The sequence below is a fragment of the Salinicola sp. JS01 genome (assembly GCF_030284585.1).
In the GTDB taxonomy this organism is placed as follows: domain Bacteria; phylum Pseudomonadota; class Gammaproteobacteria; order Pseudomonadales; family Halomonadaceae; genus Salinicola.
The window spans coordinates 1,536,345-1,558,799 of the sequence record NZ_CP127244.1; the positions used below are offsets into that span (position 1 = coordinate 1,536,345).

Annotated in this window: 21 protein-coding genes; 12 read left to right on the forward strand and 9 right to left on the reverse strand. The window is 64.6% G+C overall.

From position 1 onward, the window contains the following. The first annotated feature begins 249 nt into the window (after positions 1–249). From QO259_RS06990 to QO259_RS07000, 3 genes are all read left to right on the forward strand, one after another. The gene (locus tag QO259_RS06990) at positions 250–1,302 is read left to right on the forward strand and encodes a tRNA-queuosine alpha-mannosyltransferase domain-containing protein (protein WP_285952285.1); all 1,053 of its coding nucleotides are present in this window, start codon (positions 250–252) and stop codon (positions 1,300–1,302) included. Positions 1,303–1,395: 93 nt separating this feature from the next. Continuing rightward, positions 1,396–2,058, forward strand: a complete 663-nt coding sequence (locus QO259_RS06995; RefSeq protein WP_207034608.1) for a glutathione S-transferase family protein — start codon at positions 1,396–1,398, stop codon at positions 2,056–2,058. Between the two features lie 103 nt (positions 2,059–2,161). Continuing rightward, positions 2,162–2,851: a DUF1161 domain-containing protein gene (locus tag QO259_RS07000; RefSeq protein ID WP_285952286.1), complete on the forward strand. Its 690-nt coding sequence runs from the start codon at positions 2,162–2,164 to the stop codon at positions 2,849–2,851. A gap of 33 nt (positions 2,852–2,884) precedes the next feature. On the opposite strand, the gene nth is transcribed toward QO259_RS07000, so the two are convergent. The 3 genes from nth to metG all read right to left on the reverse strand — a co-directional run bounded on the left by nth (position 2,885) and on the right by metG (position 6,771). Then, a complete protein-coding gene (gene nth, locus QO259_RS07005) occupies positions 2,885–3,523 on the reverse strand; it encodes an endonuclease III (protein WP_285952287.1) in 639 nt (212 codons plus the stop codon). A gap of 47 nt (positions 3,524–3,570) precedes the next feature. Then, positions 3,571–4,545, reverse strand: coding sequence for an RnfABCDGE type electron transport complex subunit B (locus QO259_RS07010; protein WP_285952288.1), 975 nt, complete (start codon positions 4,543–4,545; stop codon positions 3,571–3,573). Between the two features lie 150 nt (positions 4,546–4,695). Next, positions 4,696–6,771 (reverse strand): methionine--tRNA ligase, encoded by a 2,076-nt coding sequence (gene metG / locus QO259_RS07015; protein ID WP_285952289.1) that lies wholly within the window; start codon positions 6,769–6,771, stop codon positions 4,696–4,698. Positions 6,772–6,986: 215 nt separating this feature from the next. Between metG and QO259_RS07020 the strand changes: the two genes are divergently transcribed. The 9 genes from QO259_RS07020 to dcd all read left to right on the forward strand — a co-directional run bounded on the left by QO259_RS07020 (position 6,987) and on the right by dcd (position 15,709). Then, positions 6,987–7,412, forward strand: a complete 426-nt coding sequence (locus tag QO259_RS07020; protein ID WP_285952290.1) for a DoxX family protein — start codon at positions 6,987–6,989, stop codon at positions 7,410–7,412. Positions 7,413–7,800: 388 nt separating this feature from the next. After that, complete coding sequence (locus QO259_RS07025) at positions 7,801–8,859, forward strand: glycosyltransferase family 2 protein (RefSeq protein WP_285952291.1); 1,059 nt, start codon at positions 7,801–7,803, stop codon at positions 8,857–8,859. An 80-nt stretch (positions 8,860–8,939) separates the two neighbouring features. Beyond that, positions 8,940–9,869, forward strand: a complete 930-nt coding sequence (locus tag QO259_RS07030; protein WP_207034597.1) for an AEC family transporter — start codon at positions 8,940–8,942, stop codon at positions 9,867–9,869. Between the two features lie 13 nt (positions 9,870–9,882). Further along, a complete protein-coding gene (locus QO259_RS07035) occupies positions 9,883–12,267 on the forward strand; it encodes a DNA polymerase II (protein ID WP_285952292.1) in 2,385 nt (794 codons plus the stop codon). 162 nt (positions 12,268–12,429) lie between these two features. Continuing rightward, positions 12,430–12,699 carry a hypothetical protein gene (locus QO259_RS07040; protein WP_285952293.1) on the forward strand — a complete coding sequence of 90 codons (270 nt, stop codon included), beginning with the start codon at positions 12,430–12,432 and terminating at the stop codon, positions 12,697–12,699. Positions 12,700–12,796: 97 nt separating this feature from the next. Beyond that, entirely contained in the window at positions 12,797–13,312 is a 516-nt protein-coding gene (gene luxS / locus QO259_RS07045; protein ID WP_035472035.1) for an S-ribosylhomocysteine lyase, read from the forward strand. A 256-nt stretch (positions 13,313–13,568) separates the two neighbouring features. Then, positions 13,569–14,021: a tellurite resistance TerB family protein gene (locus QO259_RS07050; RefSeq protein ID WP_285952294.1), complete on the forward strand. Its 453-nt coding sequence runs from the start codon at positions 13,569–13,571 to the stop codon at positions 14,019–14,021. A 148-nt stretch (positions 14,022–14,169) separates the two neighbouring features. After that, positions 14,170–14,973: an iron-sulfur cluster carrier protein ApbC gene (gene apbC, locus QO259_RS07055; RefSeq protein WP_207034589.1), complete on the forward strand. Its 804-nt coding sequence runs from the start codon at positions 14,170–14,172 to the stop codon at positions 14,971–14,973. A 169-nt stretch (positions 14,974–15,142) separates the two neighbouring features. Then, positions 15,143–15,709 carry a dCTP deaminase gene (gene dcd, locus QO259_RS07060; protein WP_207034587.1) on the forward strand — a complete coding sequence of 189 codons (567 nt, stop codon included), beginning with the start codon at positions 15,143–15,145 and terminating at the stop codon, positions 15,707–15,709. Between the two features lie 263 nt (positions 15,710–15,972). On the opposite strand, the gene QO259_RS07065 is transcribed toward dcd, so the two are convergent. The 6 genes from QO259_RS07065 to QO259_RS07090 all read right to left on the reverse strand — a co-directional run bounded on the left by QO259_RS07065 (position 15,973) and on the right by QO259_RS07090 (position 22,416). After that, entirely contained in the window at positions 15,973–16,548 is a 576-nt protein-coding gene (locus QO259_RS07065) for a TetR/AcrR family transcriptional regulator (protein ID WP_285952295.1), read from the reverse strand. Between the two features lie 174 nt (positions 16,549–16,722). Further along, positions 16,723–17,520 carry an SDR family NAD(P)-dependent oxidoreductase gene (locus QO259_RS07070; protein WP_285952296.1) on the reverse strand — a complete coding sequence of 266 codons (798 nt, stop codon included), beginning with the start codon at positions 17,518–17,520 and terminating at the stop codon, positions 16,723–16,725. 45 nt (positions 17,521–17,565) lie between these two features. Next, positions 17,566–18,330, reverse strand: coding sequence for an SDR family NAD(P)-dependent oxidoreductase (locus tag QO259_RS07075; RefSeq protein WP_207034581.1), 765 nt, complete (start codon positions 18,328–18,330; stop codon positions 17,566–17,568). Positions 18,331–18,447: 117 nt separating this feature from the next. After that, positions 18,448–19,239, reverse strand: coding sequence for a MoaF C-terminal domain-containing protein (locus tag QO259_RS07080; RefSeq protein ID WP_207034580.1), 792 nt, complete (start codon positions 19,237–19,239; stop codon positions 18,448–18,450). Positions 19,240–19,660: 421 nt separating this feature from the next. Then, the gene (locus QO259_RS07085; protein ID WP_285952297.1) at positions 19,661–20,758 is read right to left on the reverse strand and encodes an aldo/keto reductase; all 1,098 of its coding nucleotides are present in this window, start codon (positions 20,756–20,758) and stop codon (positions 19,661–19,663) included. Between the two features lie 173 nt (positions 20,759–20,931). Next, positions 20,932–22,416 (reverse strand): TolC family protein, encoded by a 1,485-nt coding sequence (locus QO259_RS07090; RefSeq protein WP_285952298.1) that lies wholly within the window; start codon positions 22,414–22,416, stop codon positions 20,932–20,934. Between the last annotated feature and the right edge of the window lie 39 nt (positions 22,417–22,455).

A 22,455-nucleotide genomic window follows, 5' to 3' on the forward strand; every position in this document is an offset into this window, starting at 1 on the left:
CCGGCCATTCCCCTGGTCAAACGATGACGGCGCCCCCGGGCGCCGTCGTCTTTTGTGCTCTCCTATTTTTTGTACCGCCCTCGTTCGTGCTGCGCACCGCTCCCTCGTTCGCAGATGCTGCTGACGGGAAAAAGCCCTTGCTCGAGACAGCTCTACTCGAGACAGCTCTACTCGAAATAGCGCTACTCGAGATAGCCCATGCGACATAGCCCATGTGAGCATGCGACATAGCCCATGTGAGATAGCCCCATGAAAGCGCTACTGCTGTCCGCCTACGCCGCGGTGAGCCATAGGGTCTGGGCCGATGGCCTGGTGGCTGCCTTCCCCGAGATCGCCTGGACGCGCCTGGAACTGCCGCCGCGCCACTTCGCCTGGTCGATCCGCGCCAACCCACTGATCTGGCAGGTCAGCCAGGAGGCGGCGCTGGCGCAGAACTACGATCTGGTGGTGGCGACCTCGATGGTGGATCTGGCCACCCTGGTCGGGCTCTGCCCGGCGCTGGCTCGGGCGCACAAGGTGGTCTACTTCCACGAGAACCAGTTCGCCTTTCCCGCCTCCGCCCAGCAGACCCCGCGCCCCGAGCCGATGATGGTCAATCTCTACGCCGCTATGGCGGCGGATAGCGTGGTGTTCAACAGCCGCTACAACCGCGACAGCTTCTGCGACGGCGTGCGTGACTTTCTCGGCCGCATGCCGGGCCGGCCGCGTCCTCAGGTCTGGCTGGAGCGCCTGGCCGAGCGCGCCCGGGTACTGCCGGTGCCGCTGCCCGAGTCGCCGCCGCGTCAGGCCAACGGCGGCCACCGGATCGTGTGGAACCACCGCTGGGAGTATGACAAGAATCCGGAGGCGTTCTTCGCCGCCCTGGCGCAGCTGATCGAAGAGGAGGTGGCGTTCGAGGTCGCCGTCATGGGCCAGCAGTTCCGCGCCCGCCCGGCGATCTTCGATCAGGCCCGCGCCTGGCTGGGCGAGCGCGTGGTTTGCTGGGGCGAGCAGCCCGGTGAGGTCTATCATCAGATGCTCGACTCGGGCGCCATCGTGGTCTCCACCACCGATCACGAGTTCCAGGGGTTGGCGATCATGGAGGCGGTGACCCGGGGCTGTGTGCCGCTGGTGCCCGACCGGCTCTGCTTCCCTGACTACTACGACGACGTCTACCGTTATCGCGGTGGCGCCGAGGCGCTGGCCGCGCGCCTGGGGCAGTGGCTGCGTCATCCCGAGCAGCGCCCGGCGCTACCCGACGCCCACGCCTGGCAGTGGCCACGCTGGCGCGACGCCTACGCCGCCGTGCTGGGCCTTGAGTAGCGCGCTCGAACGACGGCGCTCGGGGCTGGCGGCGACACCGATAACCCCCTATCGTTAAGCCAAGTTCGATCTCTATCCAAGGATGCTCCGTTCATGATCGTCGTCCATCATCTGGAAAATTCCCGCTCCCAGCGGATCGTCTGGCTGCTCGAGGAGCTGGGGCTCGATTACGAGATCGAGATCTACCGCCGTGACCCCAAGACCATGCTGGCGCCCGAGGCGCTGAAGCGGGTCCATCCGCTGGGCAAGTCGCCGGTGATTACCGATGGCGAGCACACCGTGGCCGAGTCGGGGGCGATCATCGAGTATCTGATCGCCCGTCATGACGGCGGCTGGCTGGTGCCGGAGGTGGGCTCCCCCGAATGGGTACGCTATCTGCACTGGCTGCACTATGCCGAAGGGTCGGCGATGCCGCTGTTGCTGATGCGTCTTCTGATGAGCCGGCTCGGTCACAAGCCGGTACCGGCGCTGATCCGACCCATCGGCAAGGCGTTGGGGCAGGGGGTGCGCAAGCAGTTCCTCGACCCCCAGCTGGCGCGCCATTACGCCTACTGGGAGAGCGAGCTGAGCCAGTACGAGTGGTTCACCGGTAGCGAGTTCACCGCGGCGGATATCCAGATGAGCTTCGTGCTGCTGGCGGCCAACCGCAGCGGTGACCTCGACGGCTATCCGGCGGTCGCTAGGGCGCTGGCACGCATGCGGGAACGCCCGGCCTATCAGCGCGCGGTGGCGCGCGGCGGTGAGTTCGCGCTGTAGTATCGGTGTGCGGTGGTCAGAGATGAAAGTTGGACGATTCGAGCAGGTGGCGGCCGTCGCCGGCACCAGGGAGAGGTAGGGGAAAGGAGTCACTATGCGTGTCTTGAAAGGAACACTCATCGGTATCACCGGCGGACTTTGCCTGATCTCGGCCACGGCCTGGGCCCAGGCGCAGCAGGGCGATTCGCCGTTCGATCAGCAGCCTGAGACTCGCCTGGCCTGCAGCAAGCTGCAGACCCAGATCGAGCAGACGATCCGTGCCAACGGGGCGCGCCACTTCCTGTTGGAGATCGTCGATAACGCTCAGGTCGAGGGCGGCGTGGTGCGGGCCGGCGAGCCGCATGCCGGTGCCGAAGTGGTCGGCAGCTGCGACGGCGGAACGCGCAAGATCGTCTACAGCCGCCACGGTGCGACCGAGAGCAGCGCACCAGCCGCCGCCTCGACGCCGGAAGCCCCGGATGCCGCTGGGTCTGGCGCGGCCGGCGCCGAGCCGTCCCAGGCCGAGCCCTCCACCGCGACCACGGGCGATACTGCCGGCGAGACGTCTACCGCCGAGGCGACCGGTCGCGCGGGCTCCCAGCCCGAGGCGCCGACAGACGAGATGGGCAATGCGTCGAATAGCGCGACGTCGGACAGTGCTCAGTCAGAAGGTGCTACGTCAGAAAGTGCTCAGTCAGAAGGCGCTACGTCGGATAGCGCGGCAGCGGCGGAAAATCGGCCGACTGACGACCTGGGCCGCCAGGGCGAAGACGGGCGAGTGCGCGATACGCTGAAGCCGGCCACCTCACCTTGAATCCGGCGCGGTGATGCGCCGGCATCACCGCGCTCAGGCGATCTCGACCTTGTCGGGATACTCGCACAGATCCTCGATCACGCAGCTGCCGCAGCGGGGCTTGCGCGCCAGACAGGTGTAGCGGCCGTGCAGGATCAGCCAATGGTGCGCATCCTTGAGATACCCCTTGGGAACATGGCGCAGCAGCTTCTGCTCGACCTCCAGTACGTTCTTGCCCTTGGCGATGCGGGTGCGGTTGGCGACGCGAAAGATATGCGTGTCGACCGCCATCGTCAGTTCGCCGAAGGCGGTGTTCAGAATCACGTTGGCGGTCTTGCGCCCCACGCCGGGCAGCGCTTCCAGTTCGGCGCGGGTGCGCGGGATGTCTCCCGCGTAGCGCTCGACCAGGATATGGCAGGTCTTCATCAGGTTCTCGGCCTTGGTGTTGTAGAGGCCGATGGTCTTGATATGCGCCTTCAGCCCGTCGAGTCCGAGATCGATGATCGCCTGCGGGGTGTTGGCCACCGGGAACAGCCGGGCAGTGGCCTTGTTGACGCCGACATCGGTGGCCTGGGCCGAGAGCAGGACCGCTGCCAGTAGCTCGAACGGCGTGCTCCAGTTCAACTCGGTGGTCGGGTTGGGGTTGTGCGCCTTCAGACGGGCGAAGATCTGTTCACGCTTGCTCGCGTTCATGCGGCTATCTCGCTGTGGCTGTCTCGGACTGGACTCACGTCGCTCGTCTAGGGGCTAATGCCCACCTCATCTGATGACGACTCGGCCTCACGGGCTCGACGCAGATGGTTCTCGGCCTCGATGACGTGCTCACGGGCCCGCGAGGCCTCGGCGTGCTTGCCATCGCGCTCGAGCCGGGCCGCGGTCTGTTGCGCCTTGCGCAGCGCCTGCTCGGCGGCGGCTACCGCGATGTGCGGCACAACCGGTGCGGTGGATGCCGGCGGGGCGCCTTCCAGCTGACGCTCGATCTCTGCCTGCTGGGTCTCCAGCGTTGCCAGGCGCTGTTCGAGGGCGGCGCGCGCCTCGCCGCTGGCCTGATCGCGCTGGCGCGTGAGACGTCTGGTCTTGGCGCTGAGGGTAGCGCGCTGGGCCTTGAGCGCGGTGGTATCCACACTGGCGCTGGGAGCCGTCGTCTCGGCTGGGACGTAGCTGGCCGCCAGGCGACGTTCACGCTTGCGCCGCTTCTCCTCGGCCTTGTGCGCCAGGCGGCGATTGCGCGCCTCGAAGCGCCGGCGCCCGTTGGCGGCGCGCCGGTCGAGATAGCGCTGACGTTCGGTCGTATCGGCGGCACTCTGCCACTGCGGATGCGTGACGAGATCGATGCAGTCCACCGGGCAGGGCGCCACGCACAGCTCGCAGCCGGTGCACTCGGATTCGATCACGCTGTGCATCTGCTTGGCCGCACCGAGGATCGCATCCACCGGGCAGGCCTGGATGCACTTGGTGCAGCCGATACACTCGGCCTCGCGGATCACCGCCAGCAGAGGTGTCTGGGCGGGTTCGATCAGCGCCAGCGCGGGCCGCCCGGTGAGCGCTGCCAGACGATCGCGGGTCGCCTCGCCGCCGGGCGGGCAGCGGTTGACGGCTTCCCCGGCGACGATCGCCTCGGCATAGGGGCGGCAGCCCGGGTGGCCACACTTGCCGCACTGGGTCTGGGGCAGTTCGGCGTCGATACGTTCGACGCTGATCTCGGCAAGGGACAAGCGCAGGCTCCGGGGTCGTAATGGCGAGGGGAAAGCGCTCCATTATAGCCCCTTGCCGCTAGCGCTTCGAGGCGCACCGGGCGCCGGCCCGCAACGAAAGCGCGGCCATGAGGCCGCGCGAGGGGGAGCGGTGCGCTGGCAGGGCGAGGCTCAGGTCACACGCTGCCCCGGTTTGGCGCCGCTATCCGGTGACAGCAGATAGATGCCGGCGTCTTTCTGGTCAGGGGCATCGCCCGCCGCCAGTACCATCCCTTCGGAAACGCCGAAGCGCATCTTGCGCGGCGCCAGGTTGGCGACCATCACCGTCAACCGGCCTTCGAGCGCCTCGGGGGCGTAGACCTTGCGAATGCCCGAGAAGACCGTGCGCGTCTCGCCGCCCAGGTCGAGGGTCAGCTTGAGCAGCTTGTTGGAGCCCTCGACATATTCGGCGCGCTGGATTTCGGCGACCCGCAGATCGACCTTGATGAAGTCATCGAAGGCGATCTCGTCGGCGATCGGTGTCTCCACGAGCGGCGAAGGTCCTGCCGGACGCGCATCGCCGCCGTCGGTCAGCTTCTTCTCCTCGGCGAGCACCTCTTTGGAGGCTTCGATCATCGCCGCGATCTTGTCGCTTTCGACCCGGGTCATCAGCGGCTTGAACTTGCCGATGGCGTGATCCTCGAGCACCTGCTGGCGGCTGGCCCAGTCGAGCGAGTCGAGCTGCAGGAAGTGACGCGCCTGCTCGGCCATCGCCGGTACCACCGGCTGCAGGTAGACCATCAGCGTGCGGAACAGATTGATGCCCACCGAGCAGATGTCGATCACCTCCTGCTCGCGTCCTCCCTCCTTGGCCAGCACCCAGGGCGCCTTGTCGGCGATGTAGGTATTGGCTTCATCGGCGAGCTCCATGATCCGGCGCATGGCACGGCCGAACTCGCGGGCCTCGAAGTCGGCGGCGATCTCGTCACCCGCGGCGATGAAGCGGGCCACGAGTTCCGGTTCGGCGCAGTGGGCGGAGAGCTGGCCGCCGGCGAGCTTGTTGATGAAGCCGGCGCAGCGGCTGGCGATGTTGACCACCTTGCCCACCAGGTCGGCGTTGACGCGGGCGGCGAAGTCCTCGAGGTTGAGATCGAGGTCGTCGACGCGGGAGCTCAGCTTGGCCGCGAAGTAGTAGCGCAGATACTCCGGATTGAGGTGCTCGGCGTAGGTCTGCGCCTTGATGAAGGTGCCCCGGGACTTGGACATCTTGGCGCCGTTGACGGTCACGAAGCCGTGGCAGTTGATGCCGCTCGGCGTGCGCATGCCGGCACCTTCGAGCATTGCCGGCCAGAACAGGGCGTGGAAGTAGACGATGTCCTTGCCGATGAAGTGGTAGACCTCGGCGTCGGAGTCGGCCTTCCAGTAGCTGTCGAAATCGAGGCCTTCACGCTCGCACAGGTTCTGAAAGCTGGCCAGGTAGCCGATCGGCGCATCGAGCCAGACGTAGAAGTACTTGCCCGGGGCGTCGGGGATCTCGAAGCCGAAGTAGGGCGCATCGCGGGAGATGTCCCATTCGTTGAGCCCGGCATCGAACCACTCCTGCAGCTTGTTGGCGATCTGCGGCTGGACCCGGCCGGAGCGCGTCCAGCGTTTCAGGAAGTCTTCGAAATCCGGCAGCTTGAAGAAGTAGTGGGTCGAGGTGCGCACTTCCGGGGTGGCGCCGCTGATCGCCGACACCGGGTTGATCAGCTCCGCCGGCGTGTAGGTGGCACCGCAGGCTTCGCAGTTGTCACCGTACTGGTCCGCGGTGCCGCACTTGGGGCAGGTGCCCTTGATGAAGCGGTCGGCCAGGAACATGCCCTTGACCGGGTCGTACATCTGCTCGATGTCGCGGGTGCTGATGTGGCCGGCGTCGCGCAGGGCGCGGTAGATACGCTCGCTGTGGGCGCGGTTCTCTTCCGAGTGGGTCGAGTGGTAGTTGTCGAAGGCGACCCCGAAGCGGGCGAAGTCCGCCTGGTGCTCGTCGCTCACCTTCTGGATCAGCTGCTCCGGGGTGAGACCCTCCTGCTCGGCGCGCAGCATGATCGCAGTGCCGTGGGCGTCATCGGCGCAGACATAGTGGCATTCGTGGCCGCGGCTCTTCTGGAAGCGCACCCAGATATCGGTCTGGATGTACTCGAGCAGGTGGCCCAGGTGGATCGAGCCGTTGGCGTAGGGCAGGGCACTGGTGACCAGGATCTGGCGCGAGAGCGAAGCGTTGTTCGACATGGTGACTAGACGATTCCCGTGACGAAATCCCCGCGGGGCCGGCTGACGACGCCGCGGGGATGAATAGGCTGTAGACTTGGGCGACGATTGTAGCATCGCTGGCGACGATGCGCGCTGCCCATGCCACGGGCGGCGAGGCCCGGCGATCTGGCATCATGCGAATGCGTAGAGATTGCGCTGAAGTGCCTGCCATCGAAACCAGAGGAGATCCCTGCATGCAGACAGAGGCGAGCCGCCGCGCGGCACGTTCAGCGATGCCGTGGTGGCGCCGGATGTGCCTGGGCTTCGTGCTGCTGTGGTTCACCCTCGGCGGTATCGCGCACTTCCTCTATGCCGATGCCATGGTCACGATCATTCCGCCGGGGCTGCCGTGGCCGCGCTTGGCGGTGTGGGTCAGCGGTGTCTTCGAACTGCTCGGCGTGGTGGGGCTGTTGCTGCCGCGCTGGCGCCGTCTAGCCGGGTGGGGGCTGGTGCTGCTGACGCTGTGCGTGACCCCGGCCAACGTCTATATGTGGCTGCACGGCGATGCCTTCCCCGCGGTGCCGGGGTGGCTGCTGCTGTGGCGTCTGCCGTTCCAGATCTGGATTCTGTTCGCCATCGTCGTCGGGGCAGGGGTGTGGCCTCGCCGTGATCGTTGCTGAGTGACCGCCACTAGCCATAAGCCCCTGAAACGCCCCACGCTCCAACGGCGATTTTAGAACGCCTTTCACAACCGCTAGACGACATGGGCTTATCCGGCGGCAGGGCGTCGCGAGGGCGCTGTGAACCCCTCCCTGGGCGCTACCTTTGCCATCCCTGGCAAAGGACCCTCGCTTTGCCCTGCCCCCGGCGCCCATCGTCAGAGGGGGGCGGAAATGGGCTCTTAGCGGAGAGGTGGCTCTTGACAGAAAGCGATTTGAAGCGAGGTCGGGTCAGAACCTCTGCTATCGCGAGTGTGACGTAAACCATCTTGAGCCAGTGCAGGGGCTACCCCATCCTCCATGCTTAGTGGCAGGCAAGCGCGCTTCACCAATCGTCGAGGATGGGTCATTGAACAAACCGCGTATACGGCTGTGTGCCGTGGCCAAGGATGAAGGGCCTTATCTGGCCGAGTGGGTCTTTCATCATCTGCACGTGGGGTTCGATCAGATCCACGTCTTGCTCAATCGTACCTCGGACACCTCGGCGGCGGTGCTCGAGCGTATCGGGCAGGCGTATCCCCAGATCACCTTCGAGTTCATCGACTGGGTCGAGCTGTGCGATCCCAGCGTGGGGCGCAAGCTGCAGACCATCGCCTATGCCAAGGCGCTGGCGGATGCTCGCGCGGCGGGTGTCGACTGGCTGATGTTCCTGGATATCGACGAGTTCTGGACGGCGCAAGACCTCGCCACACGCGTGGATCAACTGATCGCGCGACTGTGCGGCGACACGCCGCGACCGATCAGCTTTCTGTGGCACTGCGAGCTGGGCCAGGCGCAGGCGTTCTGCTCGCTGCAGAACGGCGCCGGCTACGAGCTCTCGTCGCACCTGAAGACGCTGTTCCCGATTCAGGGCATCGAGATCCAGCACGTGCGCGTGCACCATCCGATCTTCGGCCGCGACGTGGTGTCGCTCGACGCCGACGGCCATCCGATGGTCTACAGCGACACCCAGCCGGAGCTGGCCGACAGCACGGCGATCGCCCCGCGCCAGGCTTACGTGATTCACCGCATGTACCGCTCCGAGGAGGAGTACCTGGCGCTGCTGCTGCGTGGGCGCCCCTCGGGCAAGCAGCAGCTCAAGACCAACCGTCCGGGCTACCGCTCGCACCGCAACGTCAAGGTAGGGCGGCGGATGGTGTGGCCGGGGGAGGTCTTCGCCGCCTATGACAGCGCCAAGCGTGATTTCATGCAGCGCCTTGAGATCAGTGCGCTGATCGAGCGCGACCGCGAGGCGATCCGCCAGCGCGCCGCGCGGGCGGTATCCATGCTGCTGGCGCTGGTCGAGCAGGGCGACCCGGATGGCGCCACCCGCTTCCTGCGCGGCACCCGCCACGAAGCGGCGCTGGCGGCACGGCTCGCCGCCCACGGCGGTACGGAGGAACTCGGGCGCAGCGCGGCCTCGGGCTGAGCAGGGCGCGCGACGGCGCAGGGCGGATGTTACAGTTAGCGGCCGAAGTGTCTCGCCGCTGACTGTCTGGAACGCCCTTGATGCCCGATGTCGATCTTTCTCAATCGCTGTGGATGCTGCTGGCCTTCGTCGGCCTGGGCTGGGTGGCGGCGCGGCGCCTGCAGCTCGATCCACGGCCCATCGCCACGCTGCTGATCTATCTGATCTCGCCGCTGACCTTCTTCAACGCCCTGACCCAGGGGCAGCCCAGCGTCGACAAGCTGGCGCTCACCTTCAGCGTGGTGCTGCTCTCGTCGATTTTGTGTCTCGCGGTCAACGCCGTGGCGGGGCGCTTCTACGCCGAGCAGGAGCGGGCGCTGCTGGCCTTCTCCGCGGGCACCGGCAACACCGGCTACTTCGGCTTCCCCATCGCGCTGGTGCTGCTGCCGCCGGAGGGCGTGACCCAGTACCTGTTCTGCATGCTGGGTATCTCGCTCTACGAGTTCACGGTCGGTTTCTATATCAGCGCGCGGGGCCAGTTCTCGGTGCGCGAGAGTCTCTCGCGATTGGCTCGGCTGCCGCTGATCTACGCCTTTGCCGGCGGCATGCTGATCAGTGCCCTGGGCTGGCAGGTACCGCAGCCGGTCAGTGAAGGGCTGGGCTACTTCAAGTACTGCTTTACCGTGCTCGGCATGATGATCATCGGCATGACGCTGGGCCGCATCAGCTGGCGCGCGGTGGATGGCGCCTTCGTCGTCGGCTGCGTGGTGACCCGCTTCGTGGTCTGGCCGCTGGCGACCCTGGCACTGGCGGTAGGGCTGCGTTTGCTGGGCGACGCCTCCGACTCGCTGGTGCTGGCATTCCTGCTGGTGGGTGCTGTGCCGATGGCGGCCAACGTGGTGGTGATCGCCATGGAGCTGAACATCCGCCCCGAAAAAGGCGCTATCGCCGTGCTGCTGACCACGCTCGCCGCGCCGCTGCTGATTCCGCTCTACCTGGGGCTGGTGCTGCCCTGGGTGCTCGGGCTGTAGGGGTGGTCGCGGCATGACGGCAGCACAGCGCGGCGCGACCGAGGGCTTCGTACTGACCCGCCACTGGCAGGACGCGCCGGCGGGGGCGCGGGTCTGGCTGTGGCTGGCGACAGACGTCGGCCCGCGCCGGGTCGAGCTGCCGCCGCAGGTGTCGGTGGCCTTCGTGGCGCGCGAGGCGCAGGCGGAGGTCGAGCGGTTGCTGCGCGGTGAAGCGGAGGTGACGCTGCGCGAGCTAGACCTGCGCGACTTCGCGCGGCGGCCGCTGCTGGGACTCTACTGCCGCTCTTATCGCCAACTGATGCAGCTCGAGCGCCGCCTGGGCGAGGCGGGCATCGAGCTGTTCGAAGCCGACGTGCGCCCGCCGGAGCGCTATCTGATGGAGCGCTTCATTACCGCACCGGTGCTGGCCAGCGGCGTGGCGGACGAAGCCGGTTCGCTGCAGCAGGCGCAGCTACGCCCGGCTCCGGACTATCGCCCCACGCTTACGCTGTGTTCACTCGACATCGAGACCAGCGAGCGCGGCGAGCTCTACTCGATTGGCCTGCACGGCTGCGGCCAACGGATCGTGTATATGCTCGGGCCAGCGGCGGGGGCGGGCAGTGTGGCCGACCGCGAGCGCGACTTCGAGCTGGTCTACTGCGAGTCGCGGGCCGATCTGCTGCACGCGCTCAACGCCTGGGTCGCGCGTTTCGATCCTGACGCGATCATCGGCTGGAACGTGATCCAGTTCGATCTGCGCCAGCTGCAGCGCCACGCCGAGCGGCTCGACGTGCCGCTGGCCCTGGGCCGCGGCGGTACGCCGCTGGAGTGGCGCGCCCATGGGCAGCAGCCCAATCACTACTTCGTGACCATTCCCGGGCGCCTCGTCATCGATGGCATCGAAGCGCTGCGTCAGGCGACCTGGAGCTTTTCCTCGTTCAGCCTGGAGAACGTCGCCCAAACCCTGCTGGGTGAGGGCAAGGCGATCGACAATCCCTACCAGCGCATGGCCGACATCAATCGCATGTTCGCCGAGGACAAGCCGGCGCTGGCGCGCTACAACTTGAAGGATTGCGAGCTGGTCACGCGGATCTTCGCCCACACCCGAATCGTCGACTTCCTGCTCGAGCGAGCCAGCGTGACCGGGCTGGCGGCGGATCGCAGCGGGGGTTCGGTGGCGGCTTTCTCGCATCTCTATTTGCCGCGCATGCACCGGCTGGGGTTCGTGGCGCCCAATCTGGGCAGCCGTGCGGGCGAGGACAGCCCCGGCGGCTACGTGATGGATTCGCGCCCGGGGCTCTACGACTCGGTGCTGGTGCTAGACTTCAAGAGTCTGTATCCGTCGATCATCCGCTCCTTCCTGATCGACCCGGTGGGGCTGGTCGAGGGTCTCGCCGATCCCGAGCAGGCCGTGCCCGGCTTTGTGGGCGCGCACTTCTCGCGCACCCGACATGCGCTGCCGGCGATCGTGGCGCAGGTGTGGGAAGGGCGCGAGGCGGCCAAGCGCGAGGGCAACGCGCCGCTCGCCCAGGCGCTCAAGATCATCATGAACGCCTTCTACGGTGTGCTCGGCTCGCGTGGCTGCCGTTTCTTCGATCCACGGCTGGCCTCTTCGATCACCATGCGCGGCCACGCGATCATGCACCGTACCCGCGAACTGATCGAGGCCGAGGGCTATACGGTCATCTACGGCGATACCGACTCCACCTTCGTCTGGCTGGGTGACGCACATGCTGAGGAGGTCGCGGCGGCGATCGGCCAGCGGCTGGTCGCCCGGGTCAACGCCTGGTGGCGCGAGCACCTGCGTGAGCACTACGCCCTCGACAGTGCGCTGGAGCTGCAGTACGAGACCCACTACCGGCGTTTTCTGATGCCCACCATTCGCGGCGCCGAGGAGGGCAGCAAGAAGCGCTATGCCGGCCTGGTGGCCGATGCCGAGGGTGGCGAGCACCTGGTGTTCAAGGGGCTGGAGTCGGTGCGCGCCGACTGGTCGCCGCTGGCGCAGCAGTTCCAGCGCGAACTCTACCGGCGCATCTTCGTCGGCGAGGGCTATCGTGACTATGTTCGGCGGCTGGTGCGCGAGACCCTGGCGGGGGAGCATGACGACGACCTGGTCTATCGCAAGCGGCTGCGGCGCCGGCTCGATGATTACCAGCGCAATGTCCCGCCGCATGTGCGTGCCGCGCGCCTGGCCGACGAGTTCAACCGCCAGCTGAAGCGCCCGCTGCAGTACCAGAACGGCGGCTGGATCCGCTACGTGATCACCGTCAACGGACCCGAGCCGCTGGAAGCGCGGCGCTCGCCGATCGACTATCAGCACTATGTGAGCCGTCAGCTACAGCCGGTGGCCGACGCCATCCTGCCGTTCGTCGATGACGACTTTACGCGCTTGATCGACCAGCAGTTGGGGCTGTTCTGAGGTGCTGTTCTGAAGGGCTGTTCGGGCGTGGTCAGGGCCAGATCCGACGGGCTACGAGTGGTCGTTGACAGCATCATGAGGCGGTGCTAAATACGCGCTGCCGGTAATCGTGCCGGTGTTGCGTGGTGGCTCATGCCGCACGCTTTCCGAGGAATCATCGCCATGGCATTGCGCCACATCCTGTTCGCCGCCGTGACGGCCCTGGCCGTTGGCGGGTGTGCCTCCAACACCTTCGCGCCCAACTATCAGACCAACAATACCGACGTGCTGCGGATCGGCGGCGAGCGCCCGGAGGCGGCGGCGCCGGCGGTCGAGAATCTGGGCTCGTTCTGCGTCCAGACCACCCAGCAGTGGAACGACCAGGGCAAGACGCCGGATGGTCAGCGTCTGTGGGTCAAGAGTACGCTGCGTCAGGCGGTGGCCTGCCGCTGAGCGAGTGGGTCGGCAGGCGTAAGGCCATGCCTTTCTGACACGCGCGGCCAGCGTGCTACAGTAGAGACACTTCCGATTCACGGACAAGGAGGCAACGATGCCCTTACTCGATAGCTTCATGGTCGACCACACCAAGATGAACGCTCCGGCGGTGCGTGTGGCCAAGCAGATGCGCACGCCCCATGGCGACGACATCACGGTCTACGATCTGCGCTTCTGCGTGCCCAACGAGGAGATCCTCTCCGAGCGTGGCATTCATACGCTGGAGCATCTGTTTGCGGGCTTCATGCGCCAGCACCTCAACGGTGATGGGGTCGAGATCATCGATATCTCGCCGATGGGCTGCCGCACCGGCTTCTATATGAGCCTGATCGGTCAGGTCGACGAAGCCACCGTGGGCGCGGCCTGGGAAGCCTCGATGCGCGACGTGCTGGCGCTCGAAGATCAGAAGGCGATCCCCGAGCTCAACATCTACCAGTGCGGCACCGCCGAGATGCACTCGCTGGACGAAGCTCAGCAGATCGCGCGCAATGTCACGACCCGCGGCATCGGCGTCAACTCCAACAGCGAGCTGAAGCTGACCGAGGAGTTCCTGGCCGCGCACGGCGCCTGAGGCGTAGGACGCGCGACCACGAGGCCCGCGGCACCGTTGCCGCGGGCCTCGTCATTTCTGGGGCCGTCGTGCGCGATACTGTCGTATCTGGAGCTGACTTTTTTGGGCCTGGCTGCTACAGACCTGGGCGGCGTGCGGTGGCGAACCTTCAGCGCCTGCGTTGTCAAAACGGTAGTGGCGTCGGGCGTTATTATCCCATTGTCATCGGCGCTCGACCCGGCCCGTCACTCATCGTCTTTTCATCAGGACACCCCTCATGCTCGATACGGTTCAGCAGTTCTTCCAGCGGGTGCGCGCACCCGCGCATGATCATCACGATGCGGTCACCCCGCAGCTGGCGGTGGCGGCGCTGCTCAGCGAGGTGCTGCGCGCCGACTACGAGGTCGATCCGCAGGAGCTAGCGACCCTGCGCGAGATGCTGGTGCGGCAGTTCTCGCTGAGCGGCGAGCAGGCCGATGCGCTGATCGCGGAGGCCGAAGCGCAGGTCGAGCATGCGGTCGACCACTTCCAGTACGTGTCGCTGCTCAACGAGCGTTTCAGCTACGCCCAGCGGGTCGAGCTGGTCGCCGCCATGTGGCGTCTGGCCTACGCCGACGACGAACTCGCCGCCCTCGAGGAGCATCGCATCCGCCGTCTGGCCGATCTGCTCTACGTCAGTCACAGCGATTTCATTCGCACCAAGCTCGCCGTGCTCGAAGCGCGCGGCTGAGCAGCGGTGCCATGACCACCGCCGGCGTTCGCCGACGGCGCGGAATTTCCGACCTTAGCCCTAGGGTATCCCCCTGCGTGACCGTTATACTGCCGCCAAAGCGCGGCCCAGGTGGTCGTGGCCGTCGACAGTGAGTCAAGGAGGGAGCGTGACCGAGGGCATCAAGCACATCGTGGCCGTGGCGTCGGGCAAGGGCGGCGTCGGCAAATCCACCGTGACCGCCAATCTGGCGCTGGCCATGGCCGCCGAAGGCTATCGGGTAGGGCTGCTGGATGCGGACATCTACGGCCCGAGCCAGGCGCGCATGCTGGGGCTGCCGGAGAATACCCGCCCCGAAGTGGTCGACGAGAAGAACATGAAGCCGGTCGTCGCCCACGGGATCCAGGCGATGTCGATGGCGTTCATGGTGGATATCAATCAGCCCATGGTCTGGCGCGGGCCGATGGTCTCCGGCGCCTTCCAGCAGCTGCTCAATCAGACGCTGTGGGACGACCTGGACTTTCTGTTCATCGACATGCCGCCGGGTACCGGTGACATCCAACTGACGCTGGCGCAGAAGGTTTCGGTGGATGGTGCGGTGATCGTCACCACGCCCCAGGACATCGCACTGCTGGATGCGCGCAAGGGCATCGAGATGTTCCGCAAGGTGAGCGTGCCGGTACTGGGCGTGGTCGAGAACATGAGCCTGCACGTCTGCTCCCAGTGCGGTCACAGCGAGCCGATCTTCGGCAGCGGCGGTGGTGAGCGCATCGCCGAGCAGTACGCGACCCAACTGCTGGGCCAGCTGCCGCTGACGCTCTCCATCCGCGAGCAGGCCGATGGCGGCCAGCCCAGCGTTGTCGCCGAGCCCGATGGCGAGGTGGCACAGACCTTCCGGCACATCGCCCGCGCGGTGGCCAGCGGTGTCGCCGAGAGCGGCGGTACCGGGCCGAGTATTTCGTTCAGCGACTAGGCGACTAGACGCCACGGCGCATGACCAGGCGCGGCCTCGCTGGCGGCGCCTGGCGTTCCCTTCGTGTGGGCGGGCCGCTATGATGGCGGGCCGATTCAGCCTTATCCATTTCTCGACCCGGCGCGGGGGGAGCACAGACTCTCCGTGACGCCGCTCCAAGGACACCTGTATGAGCATCAAATCCGACAAGTGGATTCGCCGGATGGCGGAGCAGGAGGGCATGATCGAGCCCTTCGAGGCGGACCAGGTTCGCTACGCCAACGACCAGCGCGTGATCTCCTACGGTACCTCCAGCTACGGCTATGACGTGCGCTGTGCCGACGAATTCAAGGTGTTCACCAATATCCATTCGGCGGTGGTCGATCCCAAGGCGTTCGATGACAAGAGCTTCGTCGACGTCAAGGGCGATGTCTGCGTGATCCCGCCCAACTCCTTCGCCCTGGCGCGCACCGTGGAGTATTTCCGCATCCCGCGCAGCGTGCTGACGATCTGCCTGGGCAAATCCACCTATGCGCGCTGCGGCATCATCGTCAACGTCACGCCGCTGGAGCCCGAGTGGGAAGGTCACGTGACGCTGGAGTTCTCCAACACCACCAACCTGCCGGCGCGCATCTACGCCAACGAAGGTGTGGCGCAGATGTTGTTCCTCGAATCCGATGAGGTCTGCGCGACCTCGTACAAGGATCGCGGTGGCAAGTACATGGGGCAGCGTGGGGTGACCCTGCCGCGCACCTGATCACGCAGGCTATGGCTCCAGAGCCGGCCGTGTGACGAAAGACGGGGCGCCTCCGCCAGGGAGGCGCCCCGTCTTTGTATATGACGCGAGCCGTTTTGGGCTCGGCTCGGGCCGTATCTATATCAGGTATCCGCCGCGCTATGGGGTCCTGTTACCGCGTGGCTCTTTGTCCGTGCCAAAATCCTGCCTAGATAGGCGAAGCTCCTTGCCTAGATAGGCGAAGCTCCTACATCGCACGCCAGCCACGAACCCTCACAAGCCACTCACCCAGATGACGGCGGCAGGGCGCGCACCAGGTTGCCTATGTGGATCAACGCCGCGCGGATCCTGGTTGCATCCGTGATGGTGAGAAACTGGAGCATCAGGCCATCCAGAGCGGCGAAGATCGCCATGGCTATCTCGTTTGCGGTATCGAGACCTCGCGCTCTAAGGGCTTGCTCGACCGTGGTCATGTAGTCCGCGTAGAGTCTTTCGACCAAACTCCGTAGCTGGGGATTGCGTCGCGACTCGAGCAGCATCTCGAACTGAAACAGCTGAAGTTCCGGCTCGATCATCACTGACGCGATCAGCGCATCGGCGAAGGCCTCATCGAAATCGGTTATCCGTTCCAGCCCCGACTCCCGGATCGATCTCTCGACGGCCCACTCCATCGTTGCCGCCAACAGTCCCTGGATAGAGCCGAAATGATGCGTTACCAGCGTATGATTGACTCGAGCACGTCCAGCGACTGCCCGGTAAGTCACCCCACGTAATCCTTTTTCCGCAACGATATCGATGGTCGCGGCCATCAACGCTTCCCGACCTTCGCCGTAAGGTAAACGAACCGATCGCTGTGTCATCTATACATCCATTGGCCACTCGTTTGTATTCCTCGATGACCCAGGCAGTGTCGCCAAGCCGGAAATCGGGTGACCAATGTTCTCACAAAGCACGAGAGCGCGGTAAGCGTTCCCTCGACTCAAAACGGCCACATCGGTCTTTAGGCCATGTGGCACGTGGAGGATATCCTCAGATCACTGGAAACTGATGCGGGGATCGAATGCGATAGCGCCAGGGTCTGTCGCGATCATACCACCGTCGACGGGCAGCACAGCTGCGCTGACGTAGCGCGCTTTGTCGGAAAGCAGCCAAGCGATGACATCCGCGACTTCTTCGGCAGTGGCTGGACGACGCGCCGGGACGAGGGCAGTGGCACGGGCGTAGGCCTGTTCGCGGTCCAGCCCCAGAGACTCGCCGTACTCCTGCATCTCCATGTCTGCCATTTCCGTTCTTACCCACCCCGGGCAGACCGTATTGGCTCTGACGCCTCGTGGACCGTAATCGACCGCGACGGATTGCAATAGCATGTTGAGTCCGGCCTTGGTTGCGTTATAGCCTGGAATCTCGTTAGTGGCCCTCAAGGCGGCCGCTGAGGCGACGCCGACAACGGCTCCTCGTGCAGCGATCAGATGGGGAAGGGCGGCACGCAGTAGTTTGAATGGGCCGCTCAGATTGATGTCGACCATGGCTTGCCAATCATCGTCTGATAGCTCTCCTACCGAGCCTGGGCGCACGACTCCCGCATTCAATACCACGCCATCCAGTCTGCCGAACGTCTCGGTCGTCGTCGTCACCAATCGCTGGATATCCTTCTCACAGGAGGCATCTGCGACGATAGGTAGGGCGCCTGTGCATTCGGCAATCTTCTGCAGTGGCTCCATTCTCCGGCCGCAGATCACGACATTCCAGTCGGCAGATGCCAGCGTCTGCGCCGTCGCCGCGCCGATCCCTGTACCGCCACCCGTCACTATTGCAACTCGTCGACTACTCATGGGGTTTCTCATCCGTAGGTTTGGTGAATAGCGCCCGTGTGCAGGTTAGCTAAAGGCAAGTTCTGGCAAGGCGGAACGCGCCAGATAACCGAAGTCGGCCACCAGGCTCGTGCCGTTGATTGGCGCGCTAACGGGCGAAGCCAGGAAAACGGCATGGCGCGCTATTTGATGAGCTTGCATCACAGGTAGCTCACTGCCTGAAAAGCCGTTGGGGCACCCCAGATCGCGACGGGACATGGGGGTATCCACGACGCCGGGGCACACACAGTTGAACCTGATTTGGGGATGGTCGACCGAGAGACTCTTGGTGAGCATCAGGACTGCGCCTTTCGATGTGCAGTAGGGCGTCATTCCTTCGAAGGCCACCAAGGCCGCGTCAGAGGCCAAAAAGACGACGCTAGCGACGTTACTCTCTTCTAGCAGCTTGACAGCGTGTTTGGCCACGATGAACTGGCCTTTCACGTTCACGGCCATCACCTGGTCCCAGTCGGTCAGGCTGATGTCCGTCGACTTCTGGCCCACCGGGCCTGAGATGCCTGCGCAGCCGAGGATGATGTCCAGACCGTTGAATCTATCTCGTGCATAGGCCATGACCTCCTGGACCTGAGTTTCCGAGGTCACGTCGGCCTGCACGAAGGCAACGGTGTGTCCAGCTTCTGTGAAGTCTCTGGCAACGTCTGCACCTGCTGGATTACGGTCGACTATCAATACGCTTGCGCCTTCAGCCAGCAGCGCCTCAACGCAGGCGAGACCAATGCCAGATGCACCACCAGTGACCAGAGCGATTCGCTTATGCAGCTGTAGATCCATAGCGTTCTCCGGGACCTCTCGTTGACGAGGACGGACACCGTCATTCAGCCCTGTGCCTCGTGATGATGATATGGCCAAAGAGGCCGAAGCGTCTTTGGCCGGCCGCGCTGAAACAGATCAGCCTTTGGCAACATCCTCGGGATAGATCGTCGTGTTGAGAACGCTGAGGCGAGAGTTGAAAGGTAGTACTAACGTGGTATTTAACTTGGAGTCCCAGCCGAACATTCGCCCAATGGAGCGTTGTTCCTTCAAGTCTACAAGCAATACCGCTTCTACGGTCATTACCTTTTCAGTCCAGAAAAAGATGTAGAGATCTTCGGCAACTTTAAAGGTCTTGCACTGTTCGGTATCGGCGAGACCTGCCTCACCGCCGCGCAGGCAGTGCCAGGTGAATGTACCTAAATTCAGGTAGATGTGCTCGTAAGTCTCTATGTCGCTATAGCGATAGAAAATGCGCTTACCGACCATTTCGTCGGAACGCTCATGTTTGACTTCGCCACCCGCGATATTGGCGTGATTGAACTCTGTGACTGCACGAACTTTGCCCGATATATCGACAAGGCGCGACACGCTGTCAGTAACGGCGCCAGTGTTTCGGTCCAGGATGACCGTGACGTTTTCTGCATCGAGCCCTTCACCGCGGACGAAGTCGATGATGAAAATGTCCGGGCGGGCCTCGATGGCCTTGTAGGTGGCTGAGCCTTCACCACCTTGGGCTTTCCACGTCAGCGAATTTTCATCGTGGAAGCGATATTCCACGGTTGCTCCTGAGGCCAAAGGCACAGCAAGAGAGGTGCCAGCGAGTGCCGATGAAGGGGGGAGTGTTTGCTGACCAAATCCGTCGAGCATGACGGAAACTGAGGGCCACTGATCTTCTGGGACGAAGTCTTGATTGGAAGTGATAGCCATAATGGGTCGCCTTGTTGTTATGAGGGACTGGCCAGGCAATGACGAGCGTTACGGCTACCTCGCATGGCTTGGCCGCTAGTAGAACCGCACTTACGTGTCAAAACTCTACGTGCGTTTAGTTTTAGCGTCAACACGCTTTGGAGGCCACTAGACCTTTGGACGTGGGGCCTGGATCGACTCGAATTTGAAGCGCTTTGGCTCTTGCCCTGTATCCGCTCCACGGACGTCATCCACGCCGGCCTGCGTCAGGTCGGCAGTGGTCTTCCATTGCCATGAAGGCGGTCCGCCGCGGTCGTCTTCTTCGCTGAGAGCATTGGGGTGACTGTCCAGTGGGCCTCTTCATTGAAGACGCATGTCGGACGCTCTCAATAGACGTGGAGATAGAGCGAGCCGCCGTGGGCTCGCATCAGGTTGGGCCTATTCAGACATCCGCCGCGCGATCGTCGCTGCGGTGTTTGATGGTCGCGGCGTAGCCATCGAGGAAGGGCTTTTCCGCCGGGTCGAGGCGATCCATGCCGGCCACGACCCGGTGCCAGTAGGGGTAGAGCGGGGCGGGGCGCGTCAGTTGCTCCAGTTGGCGCTGTTCGGCCTCGCTCAGTGTCAACTCGGCGGCGGCGAGGTTATCCTGCAGATGCGCTTCACTGCGCGCGCCGACGATCAGCGAGGTGACGCCCGGACGATCCTTGAGCCACGCCAGGCACACGCGCGCCGGCGAGCAGTCGTGGGCTTCGCCGATGGCGATCAGCGTCTCGATGATATCGTAGGCGCGCTCCATATCGTGCACATAGGGCTCGGGCCAGCCGTTGCCCTGGCGGGTATCCGGCGGGGTCGGCTGGCCGCGGCGCACCTTGCCGGTCAAGAAGCCTTCGCCCAGCGGCCCCCAGATCAGCGAGCCGAGGTTCTGGTCCATCGCCAGCGGCATCAGCTCGTATTCCGCTTCACGCGACTCCGGGGTGTAGTAGATCTGCTGGCTGATCGGCTTGGTCAGGCCGTGGAGCTCCGCCTTGCCCAGGGTCTTCATCATCTGCCAGCCGGTGTAGTTGGAGGTGCCCCAGTAGCGCACCTTGCCGCTGGTGACCAGATGATGCAGCGCCTCCAGCGTCTCTTCGACCGGGGTGACGCCGTCCCAGTTGTGGATCTGATAGAGATCGATGTGGTCGGTGCCCAGGCGCTTGAGGCTGGCTTCCACCGCGCGGATCAGGTGGTAGCGCGACGCGCCGCTGGCATTGGGATCGTCGCCCAGAGGGCTACGGCCCTTGGTAGCAAGGATGATGTCCTGACGTTTGTCGCCCAGCGCTTTGGCGGTGATCTCCTCGGCCTGGCCGTGGGAGTAGAGATCGGCGGTGTCGACCAGATTGACACCGGCCTCGAAGGCGATATCGAGCAGGCGCCGAGCGCCCTTGACGTCGACGCTCGCTGCCTTCTCGAAACCGTGGCTACCGCCGAACGGCACCGTGCCCAAGGTCAGGTTCGAGACCATCAGCCCCGAGTTGCCCAGCGGACGATATTGCATACTCATATGGCCTCCTTGCCTGGCTGAATCGAGCCCCGCCGCGAGGCGGGCGGGGCTCTGTCAGTCTGGCAAAGATCGGCTCGGGAGCAAGTCTCAGAGCCTGGACAAATACCTGGAGAAGTGTCTGGAGAAGCGCCGCCCTGGGCGGCGCTGGTGGCCAACGCATGCCGCGGTAGGGGTTACAGCTGGCCCGACTGCCACTGCGCTTCGCGGCTGGCGAGCGCGTCGGCAATGCCGTCGATGCTGTTGGAGGTAAGGCTCTCGGGCAGCGGATCGAAGCCGACGCTGGCGGCGAGCTGACCATAGCTGCTGCGTAGATCGGCGTAGGCCAGGTCGCGGCGCAAATCCGCCTGCAGCGTATTCAGCTCGCCCTGGATCAGCTCCAGTTCGCCGATGCTCTGTACCTGATAGCGATTGCGCAGCTGTTCGACGATCTGGCTATCCAGGCTGACCAACTCTTGACTGGTCGCGAACTGACGCTGCGCTTCACGGAAGTTGGCATTGGCGACATGCAGTTGCGCCAGGATCGCCATCGACATGGCCTGGCGGCGCGCTTCCACGACTGCCTGGCCGGCCTTGGCCGCGTCGATGGCGGCCGGTCCGGAGAGCACGTTGAACAGGTTCCAGGTGACCTTCACGCCGTAATCGGCCCAGCTCTGATTGACCAGGAAGGAGTTGCTGTCGTAGTGGGCGCCAGCGGAGAACTCCAGGCCGGGCAGCAGGCGCAGCATGGCCTTGCGGGTCTCGGCAGCGCTGATGCGGGTTTCGTAGTCCTGTTCGCGCAGTTCGGGGCGCTGGGTCAAGGCCGCCTGTTCGAGCTGGTCGAGACCGATCGTGAGCTGAGGCACCTGATAGCCCGTCTCGGGCGCCAGCTCGATCTCGGTGCCCAGGGGCAGATTGATCAGCGTCGCGAGCTCGGTCTTGGCCAGCGACAGCGCGCGGCGCTGCTCCTCGAGCTGACGCGTGGCCTCGATCAGGGCGCGCTGGTAGCTCAGCGTCTGGATGATGTCGCCGATACGCTGATCGCTGAGGCGGCGGCTGTTCTCACTCGCCTGATCGACTCGTGCCATCAGACGGTCGATCTGCCCCAGCAGGCGGTCGGCCGCTACGGCCCGCCAATAGGCCGAACGCACGTCTTGAATGATAGTGTGGACCACCTTGCGTCGGCGCTCCTGCACGATCAGGCGGCGATCGCTCTGCTGCTTGGCATTGACGTAATCGACGCCGAAGTCGAGTACGTTCCACACCGTGGTCAGGTCAGCGACACGGCGGTCGCGATCCAGTGAGGTCGAAGGCTCGAGCGACTGTGTGCCGGTACGAATGCTCTCACTGCTGGAAGCGCTGACGTTGCTGCGCCCGGCGTAGCCGGCGGACAGCGCCATGCGCGGCAGCATGTCGAAGGTGGCCAGATCGACCTGGCGCTGGGCCATGGCCTCTTCCATGATCTTCAAGCGCCCCTCGAGGTTGTACTTCACCGCGCGCGCCATGGCTTCATGCAGCGTGAGTGGGCCGCTGAGCGGCTCCTGGTCCTTGAACATCGCACGCAAATCCTGCTGCGCGCGCTGTTCGCTGACGCTGTGATCGATGGGCTGGCTGGTGACGGCGCAGCCACTGATGGCCAGAGCCAACAGGCTGACTGCGAAAAGTTGCTTTTGACGACTCATCCTCGAACTTCCCCTTGGTACGGCATCTATCAATTATTG

Excerpts from the sequence above, each read along its gene's own strand:
- QO259_RS06990 (WP_285952285.1), top strand. The coding sequence starts at position 250 with ATGAAAGCGCTACTGCTGTCCGCCTACGCCGCGGTGAGCCATAGGGTC.
- QO259_RS06995 (WP_207034608.1), top strand. The coding sequence starts at position 1,396 with ATGATCGTCGTCCATCATCTGGAAAATTCCCGCTCCCAGCGGATCGTC.
- nth (WP_285952287.1), bottom strand. The coding sequence starts at position 3,523 with ATGAACGCGAGCAAGCGTGAACAGATCTTCGCCCGTCTGAAGGCGCAC.
- metG (WP_285952289.1), bottom strand. The coding sequence starts at position 6,771 with ATGTCGAACAACGCTTCGCTCTCGCGCCAGATCCTGGTCACCAGTGCC.
- QO259_RS07020 (WP_285952290.1), top strand. The coding sequence starts at position 6,987 with ATGCAGACAGAGGCGAGCCGCCGCGCGGCACGTTCAGCGATGCCGTGG.
- QO259_RS07030 (WP_207034597.1), top strand. The coding sequence starts at position 8,940 with ATGCCCGATGTCGATCTTTCTCAATCGCTGTGGATGCTGCTGGCCTTC.
- QO259_RS07035 (WP_285952292.1), top strand. The coding sequence starts at position 9,883 with ATGACGGCAGCACAGCGCGGCGCGACCGAGGGCTTCGTACTGACCCGC.
- QO259_RS07040 (WP_285952293.1), top strand. The coding sequence starts at position 12,430 with ATGGCATTGCGCCACATCCTGTTCGCCGCCGTGACGGCCCTGGCCGTT.
- luxS (WP_035472035.1), top strand. The coding sequence starts at position 12,797 with ATGCCCTTACTCGATAGCTTCATGGTCGACCACACCAAGATGAACGCT.
- QO259_RS07050 (WP_285952294.1), top strand. The coding sequence starts at position 13,569 with ATGCTCGATACGGTTCAGCAGTTCTTCCAGCGGGTGCGCGCACCCGCG.
- dcd (WP_207034587.1), top strand. The coding sequence starts at position 15,143 with ATGAGCATCAAATCCGACAAGTGGATTCGCCGGATGGCGGAGCAGGAG.
- QO259_RS07065 (WP_285952295.1), bottom strand. The coding sequence starts at position 16,548 with ATGACACAGCGATCGGTTCGTTTACCTTACGGCGAAGGTCGGGAAGCG.
- QO259_RS07070 (WP_285952296.1), bottom strand. The coding sequence starts at position 17,520 with ATGAGTAGTCGACGAGTTGCAATAGTGACGGGTGGCGGTACAGGGATC.
- QO259_RS07075 (WP_207034581.1), bottom strand. The coding sequence starts at position 18,330 with ATGGATCTACAGCTGCATAAGCGAATCGCTCTGGTCACTGGTGGTGCA.
- QO259_RS07080 (WP_207034580.1), bottom strand. The coding sequence starts at position 19,239 with ATGGCTATCACTTCCAATCAAGACTTCGTCCCAGAAGATCAGTGGCCC.
- QO259_RS07085 (WP_285952297.1), bottom strand. The coding sequence starts at position 20,758 with ATGAGTATGCAATATCGTCCGCTGGGCAACTCGGGGCTGATGGTCTCG.
- QO259_RS07090 (WP_285952298.1), bottom strand. The coding sequence starts at position 22,416 with ATGAGTCGTCAAAAGCAACTTTTCGCAGTCAGCCTGTTGGCTCTGGCC.